This window comes from Lacticaseibacillus brantae DSM 23927, assembly GCF_001436115.1.
GTDB classification, from domain to species: domain Bacteria; phylum Bacillota; class Bacilli; order Lactobacillales; family Lactobacillaceae; genus Lacticaseibacillus; species Lacticaseibacillus brantae.
Genome location: NZ_AYZQ01000001.1, coordinates 718456 through 742062 on the forward strand (window position 1 = coordinate 718456; position 23607 = coordinate 742062).

Consider the following 23607-nt stretch of genomic DNA (forward strand, 5'->3'; position numbering starts at 1 on the left):
CCCTACGCCCCCTCTTTGATGATGTAGAAAATTTTAGGGTCTTTATTGGTCAGAGCGTCAAAAACTGATCGATTAATAGGCATGGCCCGAGCCACGTCTACAATTTGGTCGTTTATCAAACCTTTTGCCTGGTCACTGGTTATTAGACCTGCAACGGCCTGGTTAGTGTATGTCTCTGCATTTGTCTTAGCTGTCGCTAAGTCACGCGAATCCGTATCCTTTATCCATGCCGTCCATGAGCCGCTAGATGACCGCGTCCGCCTATATGACCGGTTGGAGTCATCAATAAAAGTTTGTCCAAGGGTGTTGACCGTTGATACCTGCCGCACTTCCAGACGCCCCCAGCCCTGACTTTCGGGCCCATTTTTGGAGTAGTTGTTATTTGTGATGTTGTAATTGCCCACGTCAACAATTGAGTTAAAGTCTGGCCCAGATTTGGTGGTTAAGACACCATACTCTGGATTTGGAGTAGCGCCTTGACTCCACGCTGACCAGGCCCCATCAGTGTCTTGCATGCGGGAGTAAATCACATTGTCGGTTGTTCGGTAGGTCTGGTAAAGCGTTGTGCCATTGACGGCGCGCACTTCCAGCCGACCAGTGACCGCGATTGGAGCATTAGTAAACCCCGCTGTGTTAGATAAAAGGTAGATTCCAACGCTCCTTTGAGCGTTAAAATCAACAGCCGAAGTGACGTTGACGGGACTCGCATACTCTTTGTTTGTGATGTTCTGTGAGGCGTTTAACAGGCGTGTCACAAATAAGTTTGTCGCTAATGCGTACCCTAAATCACTGCCATCTGACCCAGATATTTGAATCCACGGCGTGCCATACCAAGCATTGTATGGCGTGGTGAGAGTTCCGGAAACGTGCTGCCAACCAGATTTCCCTGCCTCAACAACAGTATTATTGAACTTTATGAATCCAATAATTCGTCCTGTTGCGTCGTAAAAGAACATTCCGAACAATACGGTGTACTTTGAATTCTCTGCGTTTAAGTCAGCAACGCCGGTCCACGTTTCGCCCGGAGACACAGGGAATTTTGCTGATTCCGTTGTATCTCGCCGTACTGTTTTCAATGCCTTGGTGAATAGTTGTTTTGGTACATCAACGATTGTCGCGTCTGGACCCCACGTACCGGTTAATCCATCTTCAAAATCGGGTTTGTCAACGTAGTTCGGAATAGAATTACCCTTGTCTCCTTTCGGTCCAATTGGACCTTGAGCGCCTTGTGGACCCTGGGGTCCGACATCGCCCTGTGGTCCCTGTTGGCCTATCGGCCCGGGATCACCTTTAACAGCTTGAATCTCTTCTAACCATTCTTCACGAGTACCCTCAAATCCATTTTCAACGGCGACTTCATACACGGATTTGCCTTGAGGACCGATATCGCCTTTGTCGCCCTGATCACCTTTTTCACCCTTGTCACCTTTAACCAGAGTCATGTTCAGTACCACATCTTCATCTGTCCCAACATTGACCACGCTGGGCGTGTCACCAAGCGTAACTTTGCCAATCTTGATAGTCGCAGCTTTACCTTGAGGTCCTCGATATTTATCAGGATTTTGTTGAATATCATCTAACACGGCCTTGGCCTGGTCATAAATTTTTCCAACTTTGTTGGCCATGTCAGTCAGCTGGGTGTCAATGGCTTTTTGTGTAGAAACCATCTGTGCATCCAAATCTGCTGATTGCTGTTTTACCTGGTCAATGGTTGCTCCAATTTGAGCTAGCCCAGATTTAATGAGTACATCAATCTCATCGATTGTGTTTCCGTATTTCTCCACAATTCCTGCTGTTGGATTCACCAGGACGAGGAAAGGACTTAATATGTCCACCACCTCACCTCTAGAAATGATGTGTTGGCCAACAAATGGTTTTCCCTCTAGAGAGGACACTTCAGTCAAAGCAGGTGGAATCTTGGCCGTATATCGGCCATTCTTAGCATCTGTGATTGTGACATCACTGCCAGTAATAATGGTTCCATCCCGGCCTACATACCGAGTCTGAATTGTTGCGCCAGTGATGTCATTCGACCCATTCAGGTTTGTCGCCGTGATATCGACCGCTAGTCCCGTTTCACCAACGTTTAGCTTCACAAACCCGTTATAGTAAAGCGGTTCATTCTCCGCTAGGTCCAGAACCAGTTCCTGATTCGCCATGTACCTCACCTTCCTTCAACTTTTCTTTAAGCGCCACAATCTGGTCAGTAGCTTTGACGGCCTGCTCTTGTAATTGGGCAATCATCTCCGCCTGTTGACCAATAATTGTGGTTAAGTGTTGCGTTAAATAATTCATTATTTACCCCCTAGACTTCGGTCATGTTAAATCGATAATTGTGAGACCAACCTGGCCCCCCGTGGTAGTAAATATAGCCATCTTGTGGATTAATTCGGATATAAGCAGCGCCGTTTTGCATCCAAATTTGATTCCCTTGCATACTAATGCCACCAGTCCCACCTTGTCCTGAGTAGATGTTGAGACCACCATAAATGTCCGCTGAGCCGGTTGTACTCGGGCTGCCAACTTGTAGATGTCCGCCGCCATTTCCTGTCAAGGTTACCCCCCATGAACTTAGGTCGATGTTCCCACCATATGGAGAACCCAATGTGATGTGATTGGAACCTATAATATCAATCCCACGAATAGTGCCTGATGTGATTTTGCCGGCATCTAAGTCCCCAATTTTTGCACTATTGATCACGCCATTATCGATAACCGTTCTGCCGGTGATATGAACCATATCGCCACCAATATCAACTCTGCCACCATTTAGAGAAAGATAACTGCTATACCCATCTGACTTGACTTGTAGTTGAATTTTACCGGCTTCAACACTTGCAATGGCGGCAGCCTGGTCTGAACTAACTTTCGTCTGAATCAGGTTGCTCATCTGAGTAAAACGCGATTCGTTACCAGTCTGAGTGTCCGTGACTGTCTGCTTAAAACCGTTGTAGTTAGTTTCAAGAGTAGCTAACTTGGTACCAGTTTCATCAATCTCTTGTGAAAGTTTGGTAGTCTCTGAAAACGCGGCATTGATTTTATTCTCTTGGTCGGCAAAATTTTCATCTATTGCTTTCTTTAGGGCTTCGTCATAGCCCTGAACAACTTGCTGAACCCAGTGACCTTTTTCTTTAATCCAGATTACTGTCTGTTGCTTTCCGTTTAATCCATATTGGAAGTAAGTGTCCCCATCCTTGCCTGTCGCATCGTCTGGTGGGTCATCGGCATAGTAGTTAGTTGACTTACCATCAGCAGATGCTTGAGCGTTTGCAGCGTCTTTCTTCGCATCATCCACGGCATCTGCACGTTTTTCTGACTCTTCGGCCACACCGTCTTCAATCTTTCTATCGACCGTTTCATAGTACGCACGATCAATGTCGCCAACTTTGATATCTGTGATTGGTTGATAGCTGTCCAGCAAGTCATAGTCGATTTCAATGACGCGAATTGACTTGTTGTAGTAGCCAAGGCAGCTATTCCACACCCGCAGCATGTCGTACATCCCAAGCGTTTTATACTCATCATCTGCCAACTGGACTTTGATATCAGCTGAGACTTTAGGCTGGTCGACCTTCTCTTTTTCAAAGTAGCCGACCGCCGCTAATTCATCGTCAAATTTGATTGATTTACCACGGTAATAGGACCAGTACGCAAAAGCATTTGGGCTAATGATTGGCGCACCGGCCACATAGCCACTACTTGATTGCGTCTGAGATGTTGTCTGGCCGTCATCATTCGGGCTGGCTTCTTGGACAGGCTGTTTATACAGAGGAACAATTTTGTTGATGATGTCTGTATAAGACTGCTTGATTGTGACTCCGATGGTGTTTTTATCATCACGAAGCGTGATATCACTGTCACGGCCACGCTTTGATAAGACCGACCATCCGTTGACACCATGCTTAACCTCGGCCGTGACCATTGATAGAAGGCGAGTGATGAATGCTCCGAAATTTTCAAAGTAGTCGTCAATCGTAACCGTTTGGGTTACGTCAGAAAACAACTTGAATCCAGGCGGAAAATCTACTTGCTTAGCTGCTTGGGCTAAAACCAAAGCAACTGAACCTGATAGACTAAGCTGACCGCCATTGTTGAAAGGCAGTAGCATTACCCGATAGTCAGCGCTGTTCCCATAGATGGTCACAACGCCAGAGTCGTCTGGATCAACCTCATTGATTTCAAACAAAAAGTCGGTAGCACCTGAATAATAAATCAGGTTACCGACTTTAATTTTGTCTATATACCGACCATCAACCGGATAAGTCATGGTTAAATCGAGTGTCGTATTGCCGTTTTGCTGAGCTTTTTCGCTAGCTGTGACAGAGAGTGCGTCTGATAAAACGCCGTAACCCTGGGTTGTAAAATCATTTGCGGTGGCTGGGTAGATTGCTACTGTCATTAACTCACCCGCCTTACAAAACGAGGCTGAATGACCAGTGACGTCACGTTACTAGACATGCCGATTGTAGTCACACCAGGTGGTAGCTTGGGATATTCCAAGCCAACCATCTTGTGGGCAACATTTTGACCACCGCTAGTTGCCGTGAGTAATTCACTGTCGACAGTGGTCGTGCCTGAGAGGCCGATAAAGTGATAGTTCTGACCACCAATCGTGATTGTCGTGTCACCTGTCGCCGTGATATCAATCACCGGCGAAGCAACAAGCTTCGTTGGATTATTAATAATTTGTCCGTCTGTAAACGGTAGGTGTAGCAACCCTGTTTTGAGCCATTTGTGTGGGTGAAGCATCAACGTCACTGTTACTACTGTTGCCCGTTTGTAAGCTCGAACGTGGTCAAACGTCACGCCGTCTGTCACCATAGCACGATAGATGTAGTTCTGATCATAATACGGGACAAAATCAACATATCCTGGCACATCAAACAAATCTGAGACAGCTTCCCGCTTAAAGTCATCAGGCTCAGATAAAAATACCATGCTTAAGTCGAGCGCCATATCGTCACGTTGTTCGCGAGTCTGATATACCGTTCCCGATTGACCAGTGACCGTAAATGACTTAATCCGGCGATTAGGAGCCTTTCTCTTAGGCTGTGTTTGGATAACAAGCCGATAATCTAGCGAGGACCTGCCGTTAAAGTAAAATTCACCTGGTCGCATTATCCAATACCACCTCCTGGTAACGATTTACGTTTTTGAGCGTCATTGATTGCCACTGCTAGCTTTTCAGCCCATTGTCGGGCTACGCCATCTGTGATTGCACCATAGATTGTGGCGTTGACTGTGACGCCCCCACCGTCCATATTGTCAGCGATGCCCTTACCAATCGCAGCAAATGTTTTGTCGTTGAGTGGTAAGACACCTTCAGGACCTGCTTCACCCACGCCATGCAGTTGACCGCCTTGGCCAGCGAATAGCGTTGGTTTGTTAAAGACACCACCGGCGGCGTGCCAGCTAACTGACAAGTGTGGAATGGAGCCCTTCAGCAAGTCACCAATTTTCCAACCTGCTGGCGAAATCCCAAAGCTAGGCATCGGGATATGGGGCCAACTGATTGAAAAGTGGAAGAAGCCTTTGATCGCATTGATGATGCCAGAAACAATCGACTTTGCAGCATTCATCGGTTTTTCAATGGCTGACTTTATACCATTCCACACACTAGAAGTTACTGACTTTATACCATTCCATACACCGGAGACGGTAGACTTAATGCTGTTCACAACACCACTAATCGTTGATTTGATTCCATTCCATACGGAAGAGGCAACTAACTTTATACCGTTGAACACCGAAGATGTGACTGATTTGATACCATTCCAAGCACTGGTCACAACTGATTTAATCGCGTTCACTACCGGGGTAATAAATGCCTTGATTGCATTCCAAACGGAAGTGATTACTGACTTAATCGCGTTAAACACTGCGGAAGTGCCCGCCTTAATCCCGTTCCACGCTGTAGAAATCACATTGCCAATAGCTGAGAGGATTGGACCGATAAATGCTTTAATGCCGTTCCAAACAACAGTAAAGACAGCTTTAATAGCATTCATGACCGTGGTGATGATGTTGATCCAACCATTGATAATTGTTCCAATGACGACAGCAATCGCGGTCAAGGCGACCGTGAAGACGGTTTTAATAGCATTCCATACCATTCCAAAAAAGGCTGATACACCGTTCCAAATAGTTTGGATGGTGGTCACAATGGCCGAGAATGCAGGTTGTAAAAATGCGGCAATAGCAGTAATTGCAGAAGTAAAGACTTGTTGAATGCCCGTCCAGAGGCCACTAAAGAAACTGGAAATCCCATTCCAAAGCCCTTTAAACCAGTTGACGATGTCGCCCCAGTGTTGGAAAGCTAAAATAACAATCGCAATAACCGCGACGATGCCTGCTATAACCGCAACAACAGGTAAAATTGATGCAGAAAGCGCACCAAATCCAACGGCGCTAGCGCCTGCGCCGACCCCCAAAAGGGGCAATACCGAGGCTACAGCAGTAATTATTGGCGCCATCATGCCTAACGCCGCTACCAGACCGCCGAGCGCCACGATGATAACTTTGACTGGTCCGGGTAAGTTGCTGAATGCCGAAACAACAACTTTTAGGAATCCAACAAAGCTTTGCAGCGCTGGAGCAACCGTTTCTAAAATTGTTCCTCCAAGCTCACCCAATGATTGGTTGAGCTTTTTTTGAGACTGGTGCACTTTATCAATTGGATCTAACGTCTGATCAAATGTCTTTTTTACCGTGCCGCCCGTATTGCCGGCTGACTTGGTTAAGTCGTCCAGACTGACCTTGTTATCACGAATGGCCTGAGCCATTTGTGGCCCTGACTTTGCTCCAAAAGTTTGAATCGCAATGTTGAATGCATCTTGGTCTGTTTTGGCATTTTTAATGCCATTGAAAGCATCTGTAATGCCTTGTTTAAAACCGCCAGCGCTATCTTTCGTTGCCACGAAGGCTTTCTGCATCCCTTTTAAAACTGTGTTTGAGTCAATACCTGACTTGCTCCACGCCGCCAGCATTGGGATACCGTCTGTTAAGCTGATACCTAACTGTTTAAATGCTGGATAAGCCCTTGAGACCTGTTGCTCTAGATCTGCTACGGGCACGCCAGTGCGTTGGCTGGCAGCGGTAAAACTGTCTAAGACAGCCGGTAAATCCTTTGCTGACACATTGAATTGTGCCATGGCCGTATGCAAGGCATCCACAGCCTCTGTGCTTGACTGTCCAGTGACCTGGCTAAACTTGGCCACGTACTCTGTCGTTTGTTCCAGGGCATCGCCAGATAGGCCAAATTGTGAGTGCAATAGCGCCATCGTATTTGAAAGGTCGCCAGACTCCATTTGTGCACCGGCCATGGAAGATTCAACCTTTTCGTAGCTCTCTGCCAATGAATCAGCCATCGGGCCAACAGCGCCAGTTTTACTGGTTAAATTATCAACCGCATCGTCCATCTCACCCCAAGCATCAACAGCTTTTCCGGCCAACTCTTGGATTTTTTCGCCGGCATCAGCCAGTCCATCGCCAATGTTTTGCAGGCGCTCTGACATTGTATTGCCACCAATTTGGCCTAATGCATCATCGGCTTGTTTCGACTTCGCGCTGAGTTGTGTCAATTCACCTTGCAACTCATCGATTGACCCGCCGTCATCCACGCGTTTTAATGCCGCGTTGAACTGGTCAAAGTCCTGCTCATTGTTAGTGACTGTCCGGCCAATTTTATTTATTGCTTCATTTAATTGGTCAGATGATGCAGACCCGCTTTTAATTGCCGCTGTCAGCTTTGGCCCCAGTACATCGGCATAGTCATCTACCGATTTTTCACTGGCTTGGAAATAAGTTCCCAAACGCTTTGTAGATGACTCCAGTTCAGCTTGACTCGACTTGCTTTTTTCAATTTGGCCTTCGTAATTCTTTAACTTACTTTCTGTCGCGACAACTTCGCGTTGAAAAGCACGATACTCTTCTTCACCGAGGTCGCCACTTTTAAATTGCGCTTCTACCTGAGCTTGAGCGTCTTTCAACGTTTTCAGTCGTTCACTGGTGTTCTGCACCTGCTTTGCCAACAGCTGCTGCTTTTGAGCAATCAGATCTGTGTTACCGGGGTTGAATTTCAGTAAAGAGTTAACTTGCTTTAACTCACCGTTGACGTTTTTGGTTGATTTATCTACATCACTCAACGCTCGGTCAAGCTTGGTGGTATCACCGTTAATGTCGATAGTGATGCCTTTAATATTACCTGCCATTTATGTTCCTCCTTTCCCTTAGAAATTGTCGAAGTCTGCTTGAGTAGCAGGCCGTTTAGTCTTTTGACTACCGCCTTCAGTATCATGAGCTTTGACGTATTCGACAGCTTGGTCAAGCACCTGGCCAATCGAGATATCCCTGAGTTCTGAAATAGAGAAACCCATAGTTTTAGCCATAAAAAGAAACGAGTCGGTATCTATCGGCTCGCCCGTTTGGTAGGTGCTTTCGAGTTTTTTGTTGTCGTAAAGAGATTGGCAATTAAGTCAGAAACGGCTGTCATAATGTCTTGCAATGGGAAAGTATCGAATTGCGCAAGCCACGTTTGCAGGTCACCGATTGAGTCATCAGCGTTTTTAGCAAAAGCCCACGTGACTTGATACAAAACAGTCATATCCAAGCGATCCAAATCTTCATAACTCAGGTCACTTAAATCGACACCTTTTTCAGTATTAACGGTTCCAAAAACCTTGGACAGTTTAATCATGTCTGCGAAAAAGTCTTTGCCAAATTGGCTCTTGTACAAAATCGCTGTGACAGCACTTGACTGTAAGGCGATTTGTTTCCCGTCTGGTAAATCAACTACTTTTAGCATCCTTGCCTCCTTAATAGCCGCCCGCTTATCGCGAATTGTTGATTTCATTGGCGACTAAAAAATTTATTTGCCTGTTGGAGCGGTTGGTTTAGCACCAGGAATAACGACAGCATCAAAAAAGCCGTCATAGGCTGGCTTGCCTTGTGTGACCTTACCTTGCGCACGTGCAGCATAAGGGTCAGGAGCCGCAGTAAATTCAAGCTCAGTTGTGTTTGGCGATGTTTTATCAGCCTTAGTTTCTGATTCAATTGATGGCCGCGTAGCCGTCACATTGAACAGCACCCGGCGAGTCTTTTGTACATCACCGTCAAATTCAAACATTAATGCAAATTGCTTTGGATTGGCGTCGGTATCGTCGTATTGCATGCCAGTTGTTTCATCGACCTTTTCACCAAAGATTTCTTGCATAAATTCGTCAGTGATACGCGCAATTTCAAACTTACCTGAGTAACCTTGGTTTGATACTGCCGTGTAATACTTCGTGTCGTCAGCGTAAAACGGATCACTACCACCTTCGGCATCAATTGTCATTTTGACCGCACCTGGTAACTTCTTTGGTGCGGCATAGGTGAGTTCGGTACCCGTGTCGGTCACGAGTGCGTAGTGAGCGTTTTTAAGCCCAAACTCAACACGATTTTCTTGGTTAGTCGCCATTTGTCATTTCTCCTTTTTCCACGTAATAGATATGTTCAAATATTTTTTCAGTGTCGATGTATTGGTCACCTTCATCAGACCATGACCAATCATTGGCACTCAAAAAGGACTCAATCTTTTGTTCGGTGATTGGGTCCTTACGGTTAAAATAAATTTCCAGTCGATACGTCCACACGTTGTAGTAGTGGGTGTTATCGGCGAATTGGTCATCGCGACCACTATCAACAACAACAATATATGGCAGTGCCGGCGCTTGACCTGGAAACCACTGGCCATAAACGGTTGGCATAATCGCAGACAGCCCTTTGTTAAGTTCTGGCAGCATTATCCCAACTCCTGTCTAATCTTACTTTCAAACGATTTAGCAGCGGCAGCAGCAGCAGGCCCGATGTGTGGTTGAGCTTGAGTACGGCCCCCGTCTTTTTTTGCATGCCCATTCTCTAGCAGATGAGTAAGCCCAGCATGAGTTTTGTTGTAAACGCGTACAGTATTACCATCGCGTTGTTTGGCCCACCCTTTTGCGTACTTACCGGCCTTCTTTGGTGAGGTTGATTGCAAAGTGCTAACGGCCTCATCAGCCACATCATCTTGAATTTCTTTCACCTTATCAGCTACCTCTTTTGAGTAACTATCTAAGATGTCCGACAAATCAATTTCAATTGCCATCGTCGCTCACCTTCTGTTCCAGATAAATTTCCAATTCATCATCATTACGCTGATAAGTCCGGATTAAGCTATACCGTTGACCCTTATAGATCATCACTTGCTCGCCTTCATACTCAAACGTGTGGATAATCAATTCAACAGCAGGTCTGATTCCAGCTTGAGCAGCGGTATAAAATTCGTTCATCGCAATTTCACGCTTGCTGGCTTGCACAACACGATGTGTTTCGGTAGGAACCTGATTTCCATATTCATCAGGAACAATCACACTATCAACCAACGTCACATCTTCGGACCAATCATTCATCAGATTCACCACCATCGCGTGTGTTAATCATCAAGTTATGCAAGCGATATTGCAGGTTACGGGGTATTGTGCCTTCACCACGATTGCGGAAACGCCACGCTGCATAATCGATTAAAAACATCTGGCCGGTAGGCGTGCTGACGGAAACCCCTTTTTCTAACGTCAATTCGTCCGTCACACTATCAATGATTGACTGTAAATAAGTGTCCCGTGCGGTACCGCTAATCCCGAGGTTAGCTTTTAAGATATTCAGCGTGTCCATAGGCTTACACCACCAGTGCTAGTAAGTCGAGCTTTGTATCGTTGGTCTGGTATAAGATACCTTTTGCGTCCAAGTAGGCCTTGATGGTCGCTACGGTGTCCGCGTCAGTAGGCTTGGTAGAACTCTCTTCAGTGTTGGTAGTGCCTTCAGGAACCTCAGTTGATGCACTGGCAGTTGTTTCTGGAACTTCTTTAGCCACCGGTTCGCTGCCCGCTTGGCTATCGGGCACTACGCTTTTGGGGCTGCACCGAAAGTGACGAAGAAACCAGCATTAGTATCAACGGGCTTGTTATCAATGGACAATGCGGCCATTAAGTTGGTCGCAAAGTTTTCGTTAGTCACCCAACCAATTTGTAATTCTTCGCGGTCAAACAGAGTATCAAACCGCTTTGCATCACCAATGAATGCGACGGCATCGCCTTGTGTGCCGAATAAAGTATCAGAGATAGGTTGAACCACCATGCCCAAGAAACGGTAGCCAGTTGGCGATGTAACGTCTGGCTGCATCAAGTAACGGCCTTCGTTGTCCTTTAAGGTGTCAAGGAATTGGAAACCTGATTGAGATGTGATAATGACCTTGTCATAAGCAGGATCTAAGTCGACATTGATGATGTGCTTGAGGCCATCAGTGTCGGCTACGGTCTTTGCAGGTGCAGTCTTCAAAACACCTGCAATCAAGCGATTCTTTGTATTTTGAACAACTTGGCTCAACATATCGGTCAACAATGCGTTTAAGTCCTGGGCATCACGTAAAGATTCGTGTGAGCTCGTGACTTGACCACGATAGGTTTGAACATTCCAGTTGGCGGTGATTAATTCAGGCTTGCTCAATTCAGGGTTAGCAGCTAATTCTTCCACGGTGTGGAGGGATTCATCAGTCTTCTTGGCCACGTTATAAGTGCCACCAGGAACAGATACTGACCGAACATTCACGAATTGAGTTAAGTCATAAGTTGTCTTAACTTCTTGCGTTGCGTCATACAAAATTTCCTTTGGGATAATCGCTGCAACGTCACCAGTTACGATGCCGTCACGCTTTTGTCCTTTAGTATTGATATAGTCAATCAGGCTACGCGCTTGTAATTCCTTTGGGTCTTCAGTTTGCACTGGGATCATACTCTTTCGCACTTCCTTCTTTGTTTGGATTGAGCGGTTAGCTTCTTCGAGTTCCGCTTCTAAGTCAGTAGCTTCATCGGCTAAAGATTCGTTGGTTGATTCAAGTTCGTTAATTTGGCCATCAAGTTCGTCAGCTTGTGCTTGGACAGCGTCAAGGTCTTCTTCCTTTTCAGCGGATTCAGCTGCATTGACGATTTCTTCTTGCCGAGACCAAAGTTCTTCAAGCTTTTCTTCGTTCTTGGAGATTTGGTCACGCTTAAACTTCAAGCGCGTGTTGATTAAGATTGGATTTGCCATTTATCTTTCAGCTCCTTAATAAGTTGTGTTCGGTTATGTTCAAAACGTTCTTGTTCGATATGCGATAAATCGCGTTTGCGAGCATCAATCTCAGTGGTTGGATAAGCCGGCCACGTCACGATAGACACTTCCAGTAACGTTAATTTACGGATAACGTCGTGCCACGACCCGTCATTGTTTTGATTCAGGTCGTCTTTATCGATGTAGAAACCAAAAGAAGCGCTCGAAATATCGCCGCGAGAAACTTTCGCGTAGACACTCAGGGCTTCACTATCATCTTCATTGACTAAAATCTTGCCATAGACACCTTGTTCATCCTTACGGAGTTCCAATGTGTTACTAGCCGTCCGACCCAACACTTTGGCCGTGTCGTGGTCAAACAATGCTCGGATATCTTGACTAGCGATATCGTCATCGATTGATTCCGGTGCCACCGTCTCAAAATAGCCTGGCCACAATTCAGTCTCTTCGTTAAACCGGATAAAGTAGCCTTCTAGGTACTTTTTGCCGTCATCACCAGCCGCTCGAAATTCGGCAGTAGGCGTCATAGCGACTCGTTGCTCAGTCTTTACTGTCATCAGCATCACCTCCTTTCGTTGAAGGATTGTTCAGCTTTTTCTGGTCACCCAGCTTGTCAGTCGGCAAATAGTTTTCCAGCATGAGGATATCTTCCATATCGTCACGCGGTTCCATGCCGACCCAACCACGCATCTCGTTTCTATCCATGGCGGCGCGGTCCATGAGTTGCGTCCCAGCAGAGACAAGCTCCGAAATGTCATAGCTAAACAGCGACCGTGGGCTAAACGCAAAGTACCAGCTTGGGTCAAACAGAATATCCTTAGTCAATGTCTGGGCAATCATCTGCCCAATTGACGCGATGGTCGTATTGACGAAGTTGTTGTACTCATCTTTGTTAAACTCACCCACACCTAACAAGAAGGCAGGCACCCCGAACATGTGGGCGACGGTTCTTTTATCAATTTCAACTGATTCATTCAGCGCAATATCTTCAAGTGTCAGCGGTTTAACCGTCGTGACGTCCATCATGTCGGCTGGGATAATCCACGGATCATTAGCATTGGCAGTATCCAAATATTTCCGGCGCACTTCTTCTCTACCGGCGGCGGATGACAGTTCTTCGGAGTCAGCATCAACCTTAACGATTAGTGACGGCACGTTCTTCCCGGTCATAAATTCCGCCTTGGTTTTGTTTGCTTGTGCCAGATTAGCTAAAATCTCAGATAGGATTCGCCGGTAACCAGTCCCAACTTGTGGGTAATGGGCATTCGGATTAATCAAAAAATGGACGATTTTGTCATCGTCCAATTCTTTCCCCGAATAGTATGTGTGGACTTGCTTGCCAATCACGTCATATTGATAGCTAACATGGTCCATATCTAGCAGTCGCAACTCACTCAGATAATCACTGCCAGGTTCGACCACGATTTGAGCGATTGAGTTACCATCGCCAAACAAAAATAAGTCACGAACAATCTTGGTAATCCAAGCTTTACGCGTCATGTTGTGTGCTGGCTCCACGTCAATCAGTCGTTCCAGCCCATTGTGGACACGCACATCACCTTTATCCGTGTTTTGCAGTAGGTGAATAGACATGTTTGACACCAGGTCTGCGATACGATCAACAGCGATGCGCACGTCAGGGTTATCAGATAGTCGCACATACCCAGTCGCTAGCGTGTTCGTCCACGCTGATGAGCTGACATAATTCATCAGTGCAGGTGCAGCGCGTTTCTGTTGTTTCTTTTTCTTGCTCAACTATTAATCACCTCCTTTCCTTCATCACGATGCAGCCATGATGACGCTTGTTCATTGCGCGTGATATCTTCGCTCATCTGGACAGCAGCGAAAACAGACGCGTCAAACAGGTCAATCCGGTGGTTACCAGATTGGCCATCAATTTTGTCGTATTGGATCATATCGTCAGTCTTCTCAACGGCCTGCACGTTAGCCACGCAATACTCATAAGCCTCAGAATGCAGGTAATAAAATTGCTTGTTCTTGGCCTTAACTTCAATACGTCGGAAACCTTCCGACTTTTTGAAGAAGTATTGCGGCTGGTCAACGATTTTGAACCGCGCCTTCTTCATTAGCATGAAAAATTCACGGCCGAACTTTTTGTCAAACCCAACCTTTTTAATATCGAAACCAAGCGCTCGCATTTCAACGAACCACTTGACGATGTCGTCATACAAAACAGTTGCCGTGTTGCTCATTGTTAGCCAGCCATCATCAGCCCAACCGAACAATGGAATACCATCTTTATCTGCCTTGTCGTGCGCCGCAGCACGTGGGAAGAAAGCGTGGGTAACCACGATATCGACGTCGCCATATCGCCCGTACAAGGCAGCAGCGGTCAAATCATGGAGCTTTGATAAGTCAGCACCGCCGTACCATTTGATAGGCAGCTTAGCCAATTCTTTTAGTGACCAATCATATTGGTGGTCGCTGGCTTTGAAGTCTTCAATGTCGAAATAAGCTTTACTGCTGGCCGTGAAGATATTCAGGGTCTTGTTAAAAAACTCCAACCTTGTTTGTGGATCATTAAGCGCCATTTGCGCATCGTGACGCAGGTCATCTAATGTAACCGAAATACCAACGCTAGGGTTTGACTTAATCAACACATCATCGCTGGTGAAATCATCCACATCGCCATCTTCGTTCTGGTCAGCCTGACAAATGAAAAAGAAATATTCATCGTCTTTAATCGTTCCAGATAGGACTTTCTTCGCGTACTCAACACGTTGCGCCAGGAATCCATTTGGAATATCACCCGCGGTGGAAATACCAATCAGCAAGTTATTCCGGTAAGCTTTCTGGGCATCGCGCATAAGTTTGTATTTCTTGGCAGATTTGAACGCGTGCAATTCATCGAGGATTAGCAGGTTGGCATTCAATGAGTCCAGTCGTTTTTCATCGCTAGCCAACGCTTGGATATAAATAGAGCCCCCGTCACCAAAATCTTTGGTAATCGAGTGCTCTGAGTTGTTGTCGCGAATTTTAAATGCCGAATCGTGGAATCGCTCGATGTTGTAGTTTAACAGTGAGAATGATTCCATGGTCTGTTTCAAGCTGTTAGCCAAAATATAGAGTTTCGACCCGCTTGGTGCTTCGAGCAGCGAAAGAGCAAAACCAAAGGCAGCGGCAAATGTCGTCTTCCCTTGTTTCCGTGGAATCATAATTAATGCTTCGTGGAATCTGCGTAATCGTGTGCCTTTGAGATAAAAGACTAGGATGTTCACAACCACAAACTTCTGCCACTCAGTCAAGATTAATGGCTTACCACGCAATGGTCGGCCTTCCACATCTTCACCTTGCTGGTGCGAGAAAACTTTCTGGATCAGGTCAATCACAAAATCGGAATCATCAGTCCGAATGTCAAATTCATCAGTTCGTTTAAGGTCATCGAGAAAACGTTGACCACCTTGAATGCGAGCCCGGTTAGCGGGAATTGACCCATCAACCAATCCAGTAGCATAAGCGACAGCGTCATCAAGATACTTGTTACTCATCCCTGTCACCACGGTTCTTCATGAAATCGTCCAGCGGACTTCCTGCCTCTACGACAGCGGGAGCAGAATTAGCCTTTGGGTTCAGCTGTAACCGGTCTGAATAAGTCGCGATATCCTTTCGCAGTGACTCAATCGCGTTCAGAATTGGGACCTTGCGTTGGTTTGTCGCACCGGCCTTATTAGTGTATTCTTCGGTAACCTTATATCCAGATTGTTCATACTGGTGGCTTAGTGCCGCGTACTGGTCCAACATCCCCGCGTAAATCGTGATGATATCGTCATAGGCCGGCTTATAAACACCCAGGTCTTTCATCTGCTGTACAACTCGGCGGCGCCGGTCTAACGTTTGTACTTCAACTTCTTGTGTCATTCCGACACCCCCTTAATCAGATTGTCCGCGTAGTCGGAAAAAACTCCCTATGCCCCATATCCCAAAAGCAAATTTTTAAATTTTCGAAGTGGGGGGGATAATTTTTTTCGTCGCGAAAAATTTTTCGAAATCTTTTTTTCTTTTTTGTTGCCAATAAATTCCCGGACCAACAATCTCATCAGACAATCGGTCATGCATTCTGTTATGACTTGCTTGACTCAATGGCAACAGGTTCCATGACTCGAGTGCAAGCATCGGATACGTATCAAGCGGATAGATGTGATGGATCATAGTCGCAGTCACTACTCGCCCATACCGTCGTTGCTCTTGGTCTTCATAGTTGTATCGCTTCATGATTACTTCGCGCTTGTATTTCCACTTGCGTGAGAGATAGAAACTATGGTTGCGGTCACGGTTGTTCATGCTTCTCACTCCTAAATAAATACAGATATATCGGAATTGTTTGTTGACTTTGTACGTACATAGGCGCATAATAGTTCTTGTAGGGAGGAAAGGTTATGACAGAACACAACGCTAGAGAAGTCATCAAGCTTCTCAAGTCAAAGGGTTTCCAAGAGAAAGCAATTCGAGGTGACCATCATCAGTTCCAAAATGATTCAGGCTTCAAGATTCCGATTGCTTACAGTCATTTGAAGGATGTTATCCCAATCGGAACTTACAAACGAATCTTGAAGGAACTCGACAAATCAGGCCAGTAATGGCCTTGTTTGTCATGACCTTCCCCAAACTCACATGAATAGGAGTGATAACATGGCTAACCGTATCGCGGCTTATCCCGCACGCTTTGAACTATTACACGATGATGGCGACTACTACTCAGTCACCTTTGATGACTTACCTGACACATATACCGATGGGCGTTCTTTAGCTCAAGCAATCTATCGCGCTGAAGAAGTATTAGGCTTAATGTTGTATGACGTTAAGGATCTACCTGCCGCTTCAAGCGTTGAAAGCATTCAGGCTAAGTATCCCGATGACTATGTTGCTTTGGTCGTCAGTGACTTAGACAAGGCGGCTAAAGAAGTCACCGTTCCATATGTTAAAAAGAACACTCGCATTCCTGCTGACCTTGCTAAACGTGCTGAGAATGCAGGCCTCAACTTCTCTGCCACCTTAACTGAAGCACTCGAAGCAAAGCTGGGTTAGCTGCCCGGCTTTTTTTGTGCATAAAAATAGACACCGAAGCGCCTACCAAAATTCATCTATTCACCAATGCAATAATTGAAATCACTATAGCTATAATCGCCAAGACGGCGGTGATTTTGTCTTTCAAGTCAAGTTGGGAATTAATCTGTTTAAAATACTTTGGTAAAGCAATCTGCCCAGAAACCACAAAAGCTAGACTAAATATGAAGCCAAACAACACCATCAAACCACTTAAATAAGTCACACCTAATACCCAAATCAGGCAGGCTATAGCAGAACCAAAAAATGCGTATCGATCTAAAAGGCTGCCTTCAAATGAATCTTGCACAATCCCAACCAAATACAGAATTAATCCTACAAGCAATAACATCAGATACATTTGCACGGTACCGATAGGAATAACATAACGTCCGGCTTGGTGAAATGCTATAGAAGCAACAAAATTTGCCCTCCACTCTGCTAACTTCACTAAACCAAAGTAAATAAGAACAGACAGTGAAAAATCAATTATGCCAATCCCCGCTTTTCTCATTACTATATTTGCCCAGCTCGTTTTTTGGTTTGCCACCACTTTTTTCATTTTCTCACCTCATAAAAAATAGTACCTGATAGTAACATCAGATACTACTTAATTATGAGATTTGAGGTGTATCGCCGATAAGGGGTATCGGCTATGCTACTGGTCAGGATTTGCACCTGACAACCTATCTGTGGTTTGTTCACGCAGTTGACCAGGCTCCGTAGAGTATCTGGCCCGCTGCGGGCTTACCTATTCGCCCACAGCAGCACACCGGATTAACCGCTCCGGCCGCGCATCGCTATCAAAATGACTATTCGATACTATCAATTTACTACGGTTCATATAGCTATTTGGCTCACTTTTGGCTCACCATCCGAGTTCTTCCCGCAAGTCTTCAAGGAATCGTTGACGCCTGCGCTTGACTGACGGAACAGACAGGTTGAGCTTCTGGGCGACTCCTTGAATCGTCAACGTGGGATGTTGCTTAATATACAGCTCGTTGATGATAACCACTGTATCTTCGTCAGCATTGCCAAGACACCTCTCAACTACCTTTTTGTTACGTTCCAAGTTGGTGAGTCGACGGTCATCTGCAATGGTGATAGCCATCAGTTCGCTGGTGTTGGTCATCACGTTTGACTTCCCACCGCCCACATTGTTATCTGACTCTCGCCACGGGAATCGCAGTTCAGTCTCACGATCTAAAACATATCGCTCAATGTTTGGATAGTCCCGCAATACTTTGATTAGATGGTTATAGATTTCCCTTTCCAGTAGGTTCACCTCCAATAAATACTACTTCCACTAGTTATTTGTGTTTGTTTCGGGAAGCTTTTCTTTTCAAGAAAAAGCAATCCGACTTTCAAAAAGTGTGTAGTGAAAGTCCTTGTGTTGTCTGACTAGGTTGGTATTATCATTAGTAGAACGACTACCAACATAATAAGGAGCTGATTTAATGGACATTGTACTTTCAACACTTTTCACTGGTCTCGTTTCTTTTGGAACAGCTTATTTGACACATGGTAATGCGATAACCGAAAGTCTGGATGCGTTGTACTACCTTAAAATTGGTCGCAAAACTATTGAGCAGGCCAATGATTTGAAGAGTCAATATGAGAAAGCCAGAACGAACCCTGATAATGCATTGCCTCAACCCATGCTTGATGAAATGAAGAACCAGTTGGTACAAATTCAGAATGATCAAAATGAGTTTAAACAAGCTGTTGGTGAGCGACTGGCTAAAATTTCCGAGGAAAATTTAAAGCTTCCCAACAAAAATATTGCCTCACCAACAATGGAAGCCACTGAAAACTACATTCAGGATAAAGAAATCAGGGACATGTTTGCGGCTTTACTCGCATCAAGCGCTGACCGGTCAAAAGAACATTTCGTTCGCCCCGCTTTTGTGCAAATCATCAAGGAAATGTCGCCAATCGACTCCAAAATATTAGCAACTTTGGGGCGAGTTGAACCGGTTGCTCGAATAATTCAATATAAGGAAGGGGAAAGTCAATATCGGGTGGTTAGAGAAGGTATCATCCCCGGCAGCGATACTTTCGGGACCCCAAACATGGTTGCCAGTAGTTTATATAATCTACAACGCTTAGGTCTGATTGATATCAAGTATGACCTGGCCGTTGCAAATGAATCTCGGTATGACGATCTTAAGACAAGTATTCAATTCAATCAGGTACAAAAGGATAACCCGACACTGGATTTGCAATTAGGTTCGGCAGCAATTACGCCATTCGGCCAAGATTTCAAAGCCGCCGTTCTTTATTAACATCTTGATATTCTTTCTCGTAGAGCTTTCGAATCATTTCGAGGGCTCTTTTTTGCATCTGGTCCAAAACAAACCAAGACACTGTCAACGAAGTGGCAATTGAAATAACCACTACTAGTAGGAATGTTTTCATTAGCTAGTTACCCCCATCGCCATTGCCGGTATAAATAGCAGCGTCTTGCTGGTCCATTTCGTATTCGGTTAGCTTTTCCACGTACCATTGCGCCTTGTGTAAATCTTCCACACCATTCTTTTTTCGATAGCGGCTGATGTACTTGAAGATGTTGCCCTTTAGGAAACCACGAAACTCATCGCCCTGCATACTTGCTTTGATCACATCGATAGTTTCCATGCCAGTGCTGTTGTAATGAGACGGATGGTTTACACTATCAGTCATTGAGCTCACCACCCGGAATTAAAATGTTTTCGCTCTTCTTATAAGCGTCAAAATAAAACTCGTTCTTGTCTCCGTTGTATGTGACTTCGTAATACATCCCATCTGCGATTTCAGTTGACAGCAGTGCTTTGCTGTTCTGTAGTGTCTTGGCGTACCAAACGACGTAAATCATCTCACTACCAAAATCGAAGTCATCTTTAGCCTCCGTGTGCTGTTCAGCGTAATTCCCAACCAGAAGTTTGCACTTACTTAAAAATTCCTGTTCATTCATCTTCCTTGACCTCCTTATATCGATATACTCCAGCGCGACTATAGTCATGAGACTGGCAAATTGCCCAAAGCATTTCACTTGCTGGCCGCCTGCGATGGCTTGCCCCATGGTATTTAGTGGCAGCAACATCATACTTGCGGTACAGCCTTGTGCCTGATTTGTCTGGGCATAAAATGGCGCCTAAACCTGTTGGCAACTTAACTTCTCCAGCCATGTGCTTTTGCCACAGTTCTTCGGCAAATTCACTAGTGCAGACCAGGTAATTTTCATCGCCATAAAATGTCAGACCATTGCCGCTTGTATAGTCGGCCATACTTGATTTCACCTCGTAACAGGCGAAAGTGCCCAGCTCAACGCTCGTCGGCTCAACAACAATATCTGGCGTATAGGGCTTGAAACTAACAAAATCGATGCGGCGTTCTTTTTTGGTGTTCTTGTCAAAGTTAACCTCGGCTGACCAATAGCTGTTATTGCTAGTCAACCGTCTAGCCACGAGATTACTAAGCATTTTGGTGGTGGCCTTGCGAGCGGTGCTATTCATCTTCCTTGACCTCCACTTCATGCTTTTCAATATCGGTAACATTGTCATAAGGCAACTTGTACCTCCCACGCGTGTACCAATCCATTATTAGGGTTACTAACAGTTGCTTATTCATAGTTTCAGTCCAATTGTCGGCATAATCTTCAGGGTCTTCTTCATCTGCCCAATTTTGCAGACTCTCCAGCACATCTTCGGCTAATCCATCAAATGAGGGTGACGATTTGATAAACCGGCAAGTGTAAATGGTCGCTTTGCCAAAATCACTCCAACCATTTTCTGCGTCTTCTGTTTTTGCCAGTATGCCAGCGTCTAAGGCGTCTTCACGGGTCTCATAAAGTTCGTCATTAAGTGAATAACCGTATCTAGTCATCTTCCTCGACCTCCACTTTATCGAGTGCTTGCACCCATGCAGGGGCCTCGTCAATCTGTGCTTGAGTAAATCTCAGCTCACTTCGTTTCATGGCGTCTTTCCGAAGCATGGTGATACCTGAGGCCGACCAGCCTAAGCCATCAAGGAAGCTTGCAAAATGCTCACGATCGATTGATTTCATTTCCCCGGTAGGAATTGGCAGCACGTACTTCTTTTCCTTCTCAACTTCGTAGCCGTTGACGATAGCACGAACCAGCATGACAAAATCGCTTTTTGAAATGCTTGCTTCAGTGTGTCCATCAAAGCTCAGGTAAACATGGTAAATGCCATCCAAGTCCCGAATGGTTCTTTTGACCATATCAGATTTGTCTTGCGGAATTACTTCCTTGGCCGGCTGCATGGACTCGATCATCTTATAGAGGCTTGTTAATGCAACTTCAATCTCTCCCGTTGCCATCGCACCAAAATTTTCGTTAATGTCAACCAGACTATCTAACACGTCTTCTTTACTTGTCATCGTTCAATACCCCCATTTGTTTGATAATTGCGTCGTGATCCGCGTCGGTGATTGGAATAATATCTCCCAAGCCCAACATATCGATTACCCAGCAATCCAAGAAACTATCGTGCAGCATTCGTGAAATATAGCCTGCGTTAATATATCCGCCGTGTTCCAGCTTAATCATCTTCCTTAACCTCCACAGGTTTCAATATACGTACCCAGTCCGGTGCCGCGGCAATCTGTGCTTTAGTGACGTGTAATTTATCTTCCGTCAAGGTTTGACTATGTGTGTAATATGAAAAAGTTTGCACCCATCCATAATCACCATTGCTCCAAGCGTAAAAACTGTATTCGCCCAATTTGTCGGTACCAGTCGGAATTGGTAGAACGTACTTCTTGTCAACGGTTGTCATCTCATATCCTCCTAGTGCCATCTAAAGGCGCCGTGCTTAAACATCAGCAACACTTGATCTACCACTTCGCGTGAGACCTTCATCTCTTCCACGATTTCTTCAGGTGTCTTATCACGTTCCATTTTCACAATCCCACGTGCCAATGTTTCAAACTCCAGCGTGTTAATGGTTTTCTGAACGCTTGCGGGTTTCTCTGCCTCTACCGGAGCTGGTTCGTCTTGCTCCACCGGCATATATTGTTTGCCGACCTCTTTCTCAGACCATACGCCGTGGTAGAAAGTCATCTGCCTGTAAGACTTATTGGTATCCACGTACTTGCGGATAAACTCGCGCGATATTTTCAAGGCTTTCTTGGCTTGATTGTCTGACTTGAAGTACATAATTTTCTTACCATCAATCGACACTTTGAGGGAATATCGCTCGAAAATTTTGATTTTGTTTTCCGCGACAACTTTTCGGACCCAGCTATAATCGAGGTCGATTTCATCTGCTATTTCCGATACTGAGTACCCGTCTTCAGCTAAAGCGTTAATCCGCGCAATTGTTGATGTTGCCTTTTTACTGACTTTCTTGCGTGGCTTTCGATACGGTAGGACAAACACTAATTCCTCAGGTGGCGCTTTTACGACACTGCCATATCGGGCTTCCACATCGTGTAAGTGGTTGTAAAAATTATCGTCGAGTGTGCTCACATCAATCACCCATCTTCCCAAAGGCGCCGTCCACCATTTCACCTTCGCGGTCTTTAATGACTTCGTATGCAACGCTGATGCAATCTTCAATATCTAATCCTAGTTGCATGGCGAAGATAGTCATGACCACATACATATCGCCTAGCGAATCTTTAATCTGATCAGGCTTCTTTTTGTTGAACCCTTCGGCCAGCTCGCCTACCTCTTCGGTCAATTTGTTTAATTGCCGGCTTGGGTCAGCTGTGTCTAGCTTGCGGTTAATCGCCCACGCCTTGATAGCGGGCGTGACGTTGATGACGGATGACATTTCTAGTTTCGTTTTCAAATGGTCGTTCTCCAATCGGGTATCAATTAATTCAGCATGTACATCATCCAAGCGGTTCAATGCATCGTTGCGTTCATCTGTTATTCGGTCGATTTTCTCAGACATATCTTGATATGCCCAATCATTTTCCGGGTCTGTCATTTTTATCCCTCCACAATTTTTAGTGCGTCTTCGACTGACCGTGCCACTCCGTATAAAACCGGGTACTGACTGATAAACTCGGCAAACCGTTTCTGGTCATCACGCAGTCGTCCACGCTCGTTTTTGACTTCAATTAAAATCAATTTGCCATCGCTGTGCCGGAATCCGGTTAGATCAGGCCACCCTTTAGGTGGGCCTGCGTCAAACATTCGCTTGTCCTTGGTCATCACTCGGCCAGTGTTAGTGCGGATAATCGTGCACCCGGCTCGTGAGACTGCGACGCGGATATCGTTTTGAATATCATGTTCGGTTGTCATGTAATACCTCGCTTTACTTTTTGGGCGTCAATGGTTGCGTCTGGGTGCACATTGTGGATAAGTGGGTTAGCGCCCACTCTCCCAACGGGTTGACCCGCTCGGTTGCAGGTTGCGTCTTAATCTCGTATATAAAATAAATGCCAACCCCTATCTATATATTTATTTA

General features: G+C 45.4%; 34 protein-coding genes. 3 read left to right on the top strand and 31 right to left on the bottom strand.

The annotated features are described in order from the left end of the window. Window positions 1-2: 2 nt before the first annotated feature. From FC34_RS03580 to FC34_RS03660, 19 genes are all read right to left on the bottom strand, one after another. Window positions 3-2159 carry a pyocin knob domain-containing protein gene (locus FC34_RS03580; protein WP_057894005.1) on the bottom strand — a complete coding sequence of 719 codons (2157 nt, stop codon included), beginning with the start codon at window positions 2157-2159 and terminating at the stop codon, window positions 3-5. Beyond that, window positions 2119-2295: a hypothetical protein gene (locus tag FC34_RS09615; RefSeq protein ID WP_157052213.1), complete on the bottom strand. Its 177-nt coding sequence runs from the start codon at window positions 2293-2295 to the stop codon at window positions 2119-2121. Before FC34_RS09615 ends, FC34_RS03580 begins: the two co-directional genes overlap by 41 nt. Window positions 2296-2305: 10 nt before the next feature. Further along, on the bottom strand, window positions 2306-4399 hold the full coding sequence (locus FC34_RS03585) for a gp58-like family protein (protein WP_057894006.1): 2094 nt from the start codon (window positions 4397-4399) through the stop codon (window positions 2306-2308). After that, the gene (locus tag FC34_RS03590; protein WP_057894007.1) at window positions 4399-5118 is read right to left on the bottom strand and encodes a hypothetical protein; all 720 of its coding nucleotides are present in this window, start codon (window positions 5116-5118) and stop codon (window positions 4399-4401) included. The genes FC34_RS03585 and FC34_RS03590 overlap by 1 nt, the downstream gene beginning before the upstream one ends. Further along, complete coding sequence (locus tag FC34_RS03595; RefSeq protein WP_057894008.1) at window positions 5118-8210, bottom strand: phage tail tape measure protein; 3093 nt, start codon at window positions 8208-8210, stop codon at window positions 5118-5120. The genes FC34_RS03590 and FC34_RS03595 overlap by 1 nt, the downstream gene beginning before the upstream one ends. An 18-nt stretch (window positions 8211-8228) precedes the next feature. Further along, entirely contained in the window at window positions 8229-8387 is a 159-nt protein-coding gene (locus FC34_RS09620; RefSeq protein WP_157052214.1) for a hypothetical protein, read from the bottom strand. Between the two features lie 20 nt (window positions 8388-8407). Continuing rightward, the gene (locus tag FC34_RS03600; protein WP_057894009.1) at window positions 8408-8803 is read right to left on the bottom strand and encodes a hypothetical protein; all 396 of its coding nucleotides are present in this window, start codon (window positions 8801-8803) and stop codon (window positions 8408-8410) included. 63 nt (window positions 8804-8866) lie between these two features. Then, window positions 8867-9457, bottom strand: coding sequence for a major tail protein (locus tag FC34_RS03605; RefSeq protein WP_057894010.1), 591 nt, complete (start codon window positions 9455-9457; stop codon window positions 8867-8869). Continuing rightward, window positions 9447-9782 carry a hypothetical protein gene (locus FC34_RS03610; protein ID WP_057894011.1) on the bottom strand — a complete coding sequence of 112 codons (336 nt, stop codon included), beginning with the start codon at window positions 9780-9782 and terminating at the stop codon, window positions 9447-9449. Before FC34_RS03610 ends, FC34_RS03605 begins: the two co-directional genes overlap by 11 nt. Next, entirely contained in the window at window positions 9782-10123 is a 342-nt protein-coding gene (locus FC34_RS03615) for an HK97 gp10 family phage protein (protein ID WP_057894012.1), read from the bottom strand. The genes FC34_RS03610 and FC34_RS03615 overlap by 1 nt, the downstream gene beginning before the upstream one ends. Further along, window positions 10113-10427: a phage head closure protein gene (locus FC34_RS03620; protein ID WP_057894013.1), complete on the bottom strand. Its 315-nt coding sequence runs from the start codon at window positions 10425-10427 to the stop codon at window positions 10113-10115. The genes FC34_RS03615 and FC34_RS03620 overlap by 11 nt, the downstream gene beginning before the upstream one ends. Then, window positions 10420-10689 carry a phage head-tail connector protein gene (locus FC34_RS03625; RefSeq protein WP_057894014.1) on the bottom strand — a complete coding sequence of 90 codons (270 nt, stop codon included), beginning with the start codon at window positions 10687-10689 and terminating at the stop codon, window positions 10420-10422. The genes FC34_RS03620 and FC34_RS03625 overlap by 8 nt, the downstream gene beginning before the upstream one ends. 4 nt (window positions 10690-10693) lie before the next feature. Beyond that, window positions 10694-10888: a hypothetical protein gene (locus FC34_RS03630; RefSeq protein WP_157052215.1), complete on the bottom strand. Its 195-nt coding sequence runs from the start codon at window positions 10886-10888 to the stop codon at window positions 10694-10696. 29 nt (window positions 10889-10917) lie between these two features. Further along, entirely contained in the window at window positions 10918-12102 is a 1185-nt protein-coding gene (locus FC34_RS03635; RefSeq protein WP_057894016.1) for a phage major capsid protein, read from the bottom strand. After that, the gene (locus FC34_RS03640; protein ID WP_057894017.1) at window positions 12084-12680 is read right to left on the bottom strand and encodes an HK97 family phage prohead protease; all 597 of its coding nucleotides are present in this window, start codon (window positions 12678-12680) and stop codon (window positions 12084-12086) included. The genes FC34_RS03635 and FC34_RS03640 overlap by 19 nt, the downstream gene beginning before the upstream one ends. Then, on the bottom strand, window positions 12664-13878 hold the full coding sequence (locus FC34_RS03645) for a phage portal protein (RefSeq protein ID WP_157052216.1): 1215 nt from the start codon (window positions 13876-13878) through the stop codon (window positions 12664-12666). The genes FC34_RS03640 and FC34_RS03645 overlap by 17 nt, the downstream gene beginning before the upstream one ends. Further along, window positions 13875-15632, bottom strand: coding sequence for a terminase large subunit (locus FC34_RS03650; protein WP_057894018.1), 1758 nt, complete (start codon window positions 15630-15632; stop codon window positions 13875-13877). The genes FC34_RS03645 and FC34_RS03650 overlap by 4 nt, the downstream gene beginning before the upstream one ends. Next, on the bottom strand, window positions 15625-16002 hold the full coding sequence (locus tag FC34_RS03655; RefSeq protein WP_057894019.1) for a P27 family phage terminase small subunit: 378 nt from the start codon (window positions 16000-16002) through the stop codon (window positions 15625-15627). Before FC34_RS03655 ends, FC34_RS03650 begins: the two co-directional genes overlap by 8 nt. 75 nt (window positions 16003-16077) lie before the next feature. Then, window positions 16078-16425, bottom strand: coding sequence for an HNH endonuclease (locus FC34_RS03660; protein ID WP_057894020.1), 348 nt, complete (start codon window positions 16423-16425; stop codon window positions 16078-16080). A 95-nt stretch (window positions 16426-16520) separates the two neighbouring features. On the opposite strand from FC34_RS03660, the gene FC34_RS03665 reads away from it, so the two are divergent. After that, window positions 16521-16721: a type II toxin-antitoxin system HicA family toxin gene (locus tag FC34_RS03665; protein ID WP_057894021.1), complete on the top strand. Its 201-nt coding sequence runs from the start codon at window positions 16521-16523 to the stop codon at window positions 16719-16721. 52 nt (window positions 16722-16773) lie between these two features. Continuing rightward, window positions 16774-17169, top strand: a complete 396-nt coding sequence (locus FC34_RS03670; RefSeq protein ID WP_057894022.1) for a type II toxin-antitoxin system HicB family antitoxin — start codon at window positions 16774-16776, stop codon at window positions 17167-17169. Window positions 17170-17221: 52 nt separating this feature from the next. Here the strand turns inward: FC34_RS03670 and FC34_RS03675 are convergent, their stop codons facing one another. Continuing rightward, a complete protein-coding gene (locus tag FC34_RS03675; RefSeq protein ID WP_057894023.1) occupies window positions 17222-17749 on the bottom strand; it encodes a hypothetical protein in 528 nt (175 codons plus the stop codon). A gap of 306 nt (window positions 17750-18055) precedes the next feature. Next, the gene (locus FC34_RS03680) at window positions 18056-18472 is read right to left on the bottom strand and encodes a transcriptional regulator (RefSeq protein ID WP_235803396.1); all 417 of its coding nucleotides are present in this window, start codon (window positions 18470-18472) and stop codon (window positions 18056-18058) included. 172 nt (window positions 18473-18644) lie between these two features. On the opposite strand from FC34_RS03680, the gene FC34_RS03685 reads away from it, so the two are divergent. Further along, window positions 18645-19472, top strand: coding sequence for a DUF4393 domain-containing protein (locus tag FC34_RS03685; RefSeq protein ID WP_057894025.1), 828 nt, complete (start codon window positions 18645-18647; stop codon window positions 19470-19472). Between the two features lie 136 nt (window positions 19473-19608). On the opposite strand, the gene FC34_RS03690 is transcribed toward FC34_RS03685, so the two are convergent. From FC34_RS03690 to FC34_RS03735, 10 genes are read right to left on the bottom strand one after another with little or no spacing between them, the layout of a single operon-like run. Continuing rightward, window positions 19609-19869 carry a DUF3310 domain-containing protein gene (locus FC34_RS03690; protein WP_057894026.1) on the bottom strand — a complete coding sequence of 87 codons (261 nt, stop codon included), beginning with the start codon at window positions 19867-19869 and terminating at the stop codon, window positions 19609-19611. Continuing rightward, window positions 19862-20140 carry a DUF6275 family protein gene (locus FC34_RS03695; RefSeq protein ID WP_057894027.1) on the bottom strand — a complete coding sequence of 93 codons (279 nt, stop codon included), beginning with the start codon at window positions 20138-20140 and terminating at the stop codon, window positions 19862-19864. Before FC34_RS03695 ends, FC34_RS03690 begins: the two co-directional genes overlap by 8 nt. Next, on the bottom strand, window positions 20133-20681 hold the full coding sequence (locus tag FC34_RS03700) for a hypothetical protein (RefSeq protein WP_057894028.1): 549 nt from the start codon (window positions 20679-20681) through the stop codon (window positions 20133-20135). Before FC34_RS03700 ends, FC34_RS03695 begins: the two co-directional genes overlap by 8 nt. Next, window positions 20674-21051 carry a hypothetical protein gene (locus FC34_RS03705; protein WP_057894029.1) on the bottom strand — a complete coding sequence of 126 codons (378 nt, stop codon included), beginning with the start codon at window positions 21049-21051 and terminating at the stop codon, window positions 20674-20676. Before FC34_RS03705 ends, FC34_RS03700 begins: the two co-directional genes overlap by 8 nt. Further along, window positions 21044-21568, bottom strand: a complete 525-nt coding sequence (locus FC34_RS03710) for a DUF1642 domain-containing protein (RefSeq protein ID WP_057894030.1) — start codon at window positions 21566-21568, stop codon at window positions 21044-21046. The genes FC34_RS03705 and FC34_RS03710 overlap by 8 nt, the downstream gene beginning before the upstream one ends. Next, window positions 21558-21737: a hypothetical protein gene (locus FC34_RS03715; protein WP_057894031.1), complete on the bottom strand. Its 180-nt coding sequence runs from the start codon at window positions 21735-21737 to the stop codon at window positions 21558-21560. The genes FC34_RS03710 and FC34_RS03715 overlap by 11 nt, the downstream gene beginning before the upstream one ends. Further along, on the bottom strand, window positions 21730-21966 hold the full coding sequence (locus FC34_RS03720) for a hypothetical protein (RefSeq protein WP_057894032.1): 237 nt from the start codon (window positions 21964-21966) through the stop codon (window positions 21730-21732). The genes FC34_RS03715 and FC34_RS03720 overlap by 8 nt, the downstream gene beginning before the upstream one ends. Window positions 21967-21977: 11 nt before the next feature. Beyond that, the gene (locus FC34_RS03725) at window positions 21978-22679 is read right to left on the bottom strand and encodes a hypothetical protein (protein WP_157052217.1); all 702 of its coding nucleotides are present in this window, start codon (window positions 22677-22679) and stop codon (window positions 21978-21980) included. After that, the gene (locus tag FC34_RS03730; protein WP_202813048.1) at window positions 22660-23124 is read right to left on the bottom strand and encodes a MazG-like family protein; all 465 of its coding nucleotides are present in this window, start codon (window positions 23122-23124) and stop codon (window positions 22660-22662) included. Before FC34_RS03730 ends, FC34_RS03725 begins: the two co-directional genes overlap by 20 nt. A gap of 2 nt (window positions 23125-23126) precedes the next feature. Then, complete coding sequence (locus FC34_RS03735) at window positions 23127-23441, bottom strand: VRR-NUC domain-containing protein (protein ID WP_057894034.1); 315 nt, start codon at window positions 23439-23441, stop codon at window positions 23127-23129. Window positions 23442-23607: the final 166 nt, after the last annotated feature.

Bases quoted from the DNA above. Each gene is read 5' to 3' on its own strand.
- FC34_RS03580 (WP_057894005.1), bottom strand. From the start codon at position 2,159: ATGGCGAATCAGGAACTGGTTCTGGACCTAGCGGAGAATGAACCGCTT.
- FC34_RS09615 (WP_157052213.1), bottom strand. From the start codon at position 2,295: ATGAATTATTTAACGCAACACTTAACCACAATTATTGGTCAACAGGCG.
- FC34_RS03585 (WP_057894006.1), bottom strand. From the start codon at position 4,399: ATGACAGTAGCAATCTACCCAGCCACCGCAAATGATTTTACAACCCAG.
- FC34_RS03590 (WP_057894007.1), bottom strand. From the start codon at position 5,118: ATGCGACCAGGTGAATTTTACTTTAACGGCAGGTCCTCGCTAGATTAT.
- FC34_RS03595 (WP_057894008.1), bottom strand. From the start codon at position 8,210: ATGGCAGGTAATATTAAAGGCATCACTATCGACATTAACGGTGATACC.
- FC34_RS09620 (WP_157052214.1), bottom strand. From the start codon at position 8,387: ATGGCTAAAACTATGGGTTTCTCTATTTCAGAACTCAGGGATATCTCG.
- FC34_RS03600 (WP_057894009.1), bottom strand. From the start codon at position 8,803: ATGCTAAAAGTAGTTGATTTACCAGACGGGAAACAAATCGCCTTACAG.
- FC34_RS03605 (WP_057894010.1), bottom strand. From the start codon at position 9,457: ATGGCGACTAACCAAGAAAATCGTGTTGAGTTTGGGCTTAAAAACGCT.
- FC34_RS03610 (WP_057894011.1), bottom strand. From the start codon at position 9,782: ATGCTGCCAGAACTTAACAAAGGGCTGTCTGCGATTATGCCAACCGTT.
- FC34_RS03615 (WP_057894012.1), bottom strand. From the start codon at position 10,123: ATGGCAATTGAAATTGATTTGTCGGACATCTTAGATAGTTACTCAAAA.
- FC34_RS03620 (WP_057894013.1), bottom strand. From the start codon at position 10,427: ATGAATGATTGGTCCGAAGATGTGACGTTGGTTGATAGTGTGATTGTT.
- FC34_RS03625 (WP_057894014.1), bottom strand. From the start codon at position 10,689: ATGGACACGCTGAATATCTTAAAAGCTAACCTCGGGATTAGCGGTACC.
- FC34_RS03635 (WP_057894016.1), bottom strand. From the start codon at position 12,102: ATGGCAAATCCAATCTTAATCAACACGCGCTTGAAGTTTAAGCGTGAC.
- FC34_RS03640 (WP_057894017.1), bottom strand. From the start codon at position 12,680: ATGACAGTAAAGACTGAGCAACGAGTCGCTATGACGCCTACTGCCGAA.
- FC34_RS03650 (WP_057894018.1), bottom strand. From the start codon at position 15,632: ATGAGTAACAAGTATCTTGATGACGCTGTCGCTTATGCTACTGGATTG.
- FC34_RS03655 (WP_057894019.1), bottom strand. From the start codon at position 16,002: ATGACACAAGAAGTTGAAGTACAAACGTTAGACCGGCGCCGCCGAGTT.
- FC34_RS03660 (WP_057894020.1), bottom strand. From the start codon at position 16,425: ATGAACAACCGTGACCGCAACCATAGTTTCTATCTCTCACGCAAGTGG.
- FC34_RS03665 (WP_057894021.1), top strand. From the start codon at position 16,521: ATGACAGAACACAACGCTAGAGAAGTCATCAAGCTTCTCAAGTCAAAG.
- FC34_RS03670 (WP_057894022.1), top strand. From the start codon at position 16,774: ATGGCTAACCGTATCGCGGCTTATCCCGCACGCTTTGAACTATTACAC.
- FC34_RS03675 (WP_057894023.1), bottom strand. From the start codon at position 17,749: ATGAAAAAAGTGGTGGCAAACCAAAAAACGAGCTGGGCAAATATAGTA.
- FC34_RS03685 (WP_057894025.1), top strand. From the start codon at position 18,645: ATGGACATTGTACTTTCAACACTTTTCACTGGTCTCGTTTCTTTTGGA.
- FC34_RS03690 (WP_057894026.1), bottom strand. From the start codon at position 19,869: ATGACTGATAGTGTAAACCATCCGTCTCATTACAACAGCACTGGCATG.
- FC34_RS03695 (WP_057894027.1), bottom strand. From the start codon at position 20,140: ATGAATGAACAGGAATTTTTAAGTAAGTGCAAACTTCTGGTTGGGAAT.
- FC34_RS03700 (WP_057894028.1), bottom strand. From the start codon at position 20,681: ATGAATAGCACCGCTCGCAAGGCCACCACCAAAATGCTTAGTAATCTC.
- FC34_RS03705 (WP_057894029.1), bottom strand. From the start codon at position 21,051: ATGACTAGATACGGTTATTCACTTAATGACGAACTTTATGAGACCCGT.
- FC34_RS03710 (WP_057894030.1), bottom strand. From the start codon at position 21,568: ATGACAAGTAAAGAAGACGTGTTAGATAGTCTGGTTGACATTAACGAA.
- FC34_RS03715 (WP_057894031.1), bottom strand. From the start codon at position 21,737: ATGATTAAGCTGGAACACGGCGGATATATTAACGCAGGCTATATTTCA.
- FC34_RS03720 (WP_057894032.1), bottom strand. From the start codon at position 21,966: ATGACAACCGTTGACAAGAAGTACGTTCTACCAATTCCGACTGGTACC.
- FC34_RS03730 (WP_202813048.1), bottom strand. From the start codon at position 23,124: ATGACAGACCCGGAAAATGATTGGGCATATCAAGATATGTCTGAGAAA.
- FC34_RS03735 (WP_057894034.1), bottom strand. From the start codon at position 23,441: ATGACAACCGAACATGATATTCAAAACGATATCCGCGTCGCAGTCTCA.